Below are 4,182 nucleotides of genomic sequence, written 5' to 3'. Positions count from 1 at the left end.
GAAAATAGCCGGTGCGGTCGATCAGCGGTAGTCCTTGGTCAGATCCATTCCCATCACGAAGTCCGGTTCCCCATCGACTTCTACGCGGCAGTAGGCCGTGTCGCTTACGAACCGCGGCGTCTCGGGGATGAGCGTTCGGATTCTGTCCGCGCCACGCGCTGCGGCGTCGCGGGCCATCGCGGCGAACAGCGACCGGGCGGCGTCGGCGTCCGCCCACGCGCTGATGGCATACTCGATCCACAATTCAGGTTCGCCGTCCTCGTTTTTCCGCTCTTCCTCCCGGAAGAAGCTAGCGAGTCCGCGCGTTCCGTTCTCCTGCACGACGAGCAGTTCGTCGTTTTCGGCACTGCGTTCGAGGTCGTCGCGGGTCAGTTCCGAGAGCGCCCACGATTCCTCGAAGTCGAGGGCGAGGCCCTGAAGGTGTGACCGCGCGTCGCTTTTGGTCCAGTATCCCCACGCGGCGTCCGGGTCGGCGGTCACCGTCATGGCCGGGTCGGCGTTCGCGTCGGGTTGGGGGTAGGCCCACCGGAATTCGGTAATCGGCTCGTATCCGGTCGCCCGTGACTGCCCGAGTCCCGCGATGTTCCACGAGAAGACCATGTTGCGGAGCGTGGTCGCACCCTGCTCGCGTGCCCAGCCGAACAGTTCGCTCGTCATGCGGTTTGCGATGCCTTGGCCACGGAAGTCGGGGTTGACACGCATTCCCTGTCCCCACGCTTCCCACTCGGAGAGCATGACACACTGGACGATTCCGGCGATGGCGTCCCCGGCGTCGGCGACCACGGTGTAACGGTCGTCGCCGTCTATCCAGTCGTGGTAGACGTGTGGAATGTAGTCGCTGCTGTCCCGGTCGGACCACGTGTCCTCCGTGAACGCCACGACGTCATCGTAATCGTCGTGCGTGGCCTCACGGAGTTCGATGCAGCTTACTCCCATGGCACCGACCGCTCGGTGATCTCGCCCGCGATTGGCGTCCGCATGGTCTTCTCGGGCGTATCGCTGTTCGCGAGCGCCCACATCAGTTTCACCTTCGCCGTTCCGGGGAGCATGTCCTCGCCCTCCACGATACCCGCATCGAGCAAGTCGCGGCCCGTGTCGTACACGCGATCACAGACGCGCCCGCCGATACATTGGCTGGTCATGACGACGGTCGTTCCGTCGTCCACGAGTTCGCCGATTCGGTCGACCCACTCCGAGTGGACGTGGCCCAATCCGGTTCCTTCGAGGACGAGTCCGGCCTTGCCTTCGGCGTAATCGAGCGAATCGACGGTCATGCCCGGCGTGAACTTGATGAGTTCGACTTCGCTTTCGATGTCGTCGTCGAGCGCCAGTTGCTGTGCGCCGCGTTCGTCGTAGTCCCGTCGGAAACGGACCGTGACGTCATCGGTGCTGTAGTCCACTTCCCCGAGCGGTTTCGCGCCGATGGTTTCGAAGGCGTCCCGGCGAGAGGTGTGGTTCTTCCGGACGCGCGTGCCGCGGTGAAGCGAACACACGTCGTCGCTTTCGCTCCCGTGCATGCAGACGAGCACTTCCGCACAGTCGGCTTTCGCGGCCTCGACCGAACAGACCGCGTTCATCACGTTGTCCGAGGACGGTCGGTCGGCCGAGCGCTGACTGCCGGTGAACACGATGGGAACCGGCGTGTCGAGCATGAACGAGAGGGCGGATGCGCTGAACTGCATCGTGTCCGTCCCGTGCATGACGACGACGCCGTCCGCCCCGTTCTCGATCTCCTCGTACACCGCGTGGGCCAACTTCTGCCACACGTCGGGCGTCATGTTTTCGGAGAGGATGTTGGCCACGACGCGGCCGCGGTAGTTCGCCCGTCCGGCGAGGTCGGGGACCGCACGAAGCACGTCTTTGGCGTCGAACTGGGCCGTCACCGCGCCGGTTCGGTAGTCGACCGTCGAGGCGATGGTTCCGCCGGTACTGATGAGCGAAATCGTCGGCAGGTCGGGGTCGAACTCCACGACCGACGAGTCGTCAGATTCCGTGTCTTCGATGTCGTACACTCCCGATTCGAGCACATCGACGGTCGCGTCGCCGCGGTCGATACCGACGTTGTAGCCACCATCGAGTTTGACGACGAGGTTCGCCGCCGTCGTGGATGGAAGCAAAACTCCCTCGTAGGTTTCGTCCGCTCGCTCGACGCGAACGCGGTCTCCCGGATTCATATCTCGGGGTAGCGCGGCGTTCGACTTCAATCCACTCGTTTCGGGGAAAGGCACATTACCTAACGGCGTCAATTCGGAAACATGACTCAGCGCACTCGGACGCGCGAAACCGATACCGATGTCTCAGACCTCCTCAACGACATCGACGGCGGGGAGAGGACCGAGGAGACGAGCACTGAGAGCTACACGAGCCGAGCGAAAAAGCGCGCTGGGAACCTGTTCTCGGTTCGCTACTTCGGCGTCGCGACGCTCCTCCTCGGCGTGGCGATGTTCTTCGGCGGCGTCATCCCGATCCTCGGTAGCGTGGCTGGCCTCGTCGCCATGTTCGCCGTCTCGTTCGTCCTCGGAGCAGTGACGAGCGACTCGAAGATCGCGGAGACGGCGGTCGCCGGTGGAGTCGCTGGCGGCGTCGTCTTCGCGCTCAAGAACATCGTCGCACTCTCGGTCGCCGGGTTCCCCATCTTCGCCATCGGTCTCGTTGCCGGTCTCGTCGCCGGGGGTCTCGGCGCGTACTTCGGCGGCGACCTGCGCGATGGCCTGACCAAGGACCTGTAGTCGGTCGATTCCCTGTTACTCGTTTTCGTCGCGTCACTCGTACCCGGTTCGTGATTCCATACGACGGAGTGTGCACTCGTCGGGAATGGTTCCTTAGATGTCCGTGCGTAGAATCCGATCCGTTATCCGGACAGCGTCCAGCTTTCGCCGTCCTGTTCCACGACTCCGCGTTCCGCCATGCTCCCGAGGTGGTTCTCAACGATGTGTTCCGGCGCGTTCGCCTCTCGACTGATCTCACGGGTGGTCTCCGAACCGGCGGCGAGCGCGGCCAAAATCTCCGCGCGAATCCGATTTTCGCCGTTGCCGTCCACCGCGTCGCTCAGCGAGTCGAGGACACTCGTCATCCGTCCGTGCACCCACCGTTGTGCGAGCGATAACTCGCTCTTTAACTCCTCCAAACTGTTGAGCTCGGTGGCGAGGTCGGCGATCTTGCTCGCCTCCGAGTCGCTCATCTGCTCGACGCCCTCGCCGTCTTCGTCGTCCTCGCCGTCTTCGTCGTCCTCGTCTTCGACTCGCTCATTGAGGTATTTGACGTTCAAGGAGAGATACTGGCACGAACTCACGTCGAGGTTGGCGCTCGCGGGATACGCGCTCTTCATTCCGAACTCGTAGGGAGAGACGTCCACTTCGAGTCGGAGGTTCCGTGAGATGTTGAAGTATTTGCGACGCTGGTCGTCAGTCCGACTTTCGACTAGTCCTGCCTCCTCCAGTTTCCGAAGGTGGTCGATGACCGCCTTCGGACTGACGCCGAGATAATCGCTGATCTCGGTCACGTAGCAAGGCTTGTGTGAGAGGAGCCGCAGGATACGCCGTCGGTTTTCATTTCCGAGTATATCGAGCAACGCGGCGGAGTCCATTCGCGTCTTCATCTTGGCAACCCGAACGGAAAAGGGTGTCTCTCGGTAGTAAACGCCGATTTCAGGTGAAATATAGGGTATTGCGTCCGATTTCCTCGATCCAGCGGTCGTTTTACGACTCCGTTTCAGTTCCCGCTTCAGTGTCCCTGCCCGCCCTTGTTTCCATTCCCGTTGCTTCGTCCGTTTCCTTTTCCAACGCTGATAGACCCACTTCCGGTGCCGACCGTTCCGTTAGTGTTGACCGTGTGGTTCCCGCTGAGACTTCCATTCCCTGCGCCGATCTGCGTTCCCGTATCGGTCCCCTGCGTGGTGTTGTTCGAGTCCCCTCCGGGGATCGAATCCTCCTCGTCGAAAGTGACGCCGTGCATCGATTTGGCGATCTCCCTTGCTTCGGGACCCCCTGCTGTTTTCGTCTGCTTGTCCAGTTTGTTCAACTTGTTCACCCGTGCTCCGACGGTGACGGCCCGGGGGTGTGTCGCCTTGATGGAGTGTTGGAGCGAACTGATTTCGCCGATCAGCCTGCTCATCTCGGATTGATATTTGAGTTGGCTAATACGGTCGTTTTTATACTTCGTGACGAGCGTTTGCTTCCTATC

Annotated in this window: 4 protein-coding genes and 1 pseudogene; 1 reads left to right on the top strand and 4 read right to left on the bottom strand. The window is 61.7% G+C overall.

What is annotated here, in order from left to right:
• Window positions 1-21: 21 nt before the first annotated feature.
• Together WBV42_RS08160 and gatD are read right to left on the bottom strand one after the other, a co-directional pair.
• Window positions 22-936, bottom strand: coding sequence for an N-acetyltransferase family protein (locus WBV42_RS08160; protein WP_423985585.1), 915 nt, complete (start codon window positions 934-936; stop codon window positions 22-24).
• The gene (gene gatD, locus WBV42_RS08155; protein ID WP_423985584.1) at window positions 927-2,174 is read right to left on the bottom strand and encodes a Glu-tRNA(Gln) amidotransferase subunit GatD; all 1,248 of its coding nucleotides are present in this window, start codon (window positions 2,172-2,174) and stop codon (window positions 927-929) included. Before gatD ends, WBV42_RS08160 begins: the two co-directional genes overlap by 10 nt.
• An 81-nt stretch (window positions 2,175-2,255) precedes the next feature.
• Between gatD and WBV42_RS08150 the strand changes: the two genes are divergently transcribed.
• Window positions 2,256-2,729: a hypothetical protein gene (locus WBV42_RS08150; RefSeq protein WP_423985583.1), complete on the top strand. Its 474-nt coding sequence runs from the start codon at window positions 2,256-2,258 to the stop codon at window positions 2,727-2,729.
• Window positions 2,730-2,851: 122 nt separating this feature from the next.
• On the opposite strand, the gene WBV42_RS08145 is transcribed toward WBV42_RS08150, so the two are convergent.
• Together WBV42_RS08145 and WBV42_RS08140 are read right to left on the bottom strand one after the other, a co-directional pair.
• The gene (locus WBV42_RS08145; RefSeq protein ID WP_423985586.1) at window positions 2,852-3,586 is read right to left on the bottom strand and encodes an ArsR/SmtB family transcription factor; all 735 of its coding nucleotides are present in this window, start codon (window positions 3,584-3,586) and stop codon (window positions 2,852-2,854) included.
• A gap of 137 nt (window positions 3,587-3,723) precedes the next feature.
• A pseudogene (locus WBV42_RS08140) lies at window positions 3,724-4,182 on the bottom strand (hypothetical protein); the annotation flags it as partial.

This window comes from Haladaptatus sp. (assembly GCF_049589095.1).
Taxonomy (GTDB): Archaea; Halobacteriota; Halobacteria; order Halobacteriales; family Haladaptataceae; genus Haladaptatus.
Note: the sequence above shows the minus strand (reverse complement) of the source record. Positions and strands in the feature narration are given on the sequence as shown.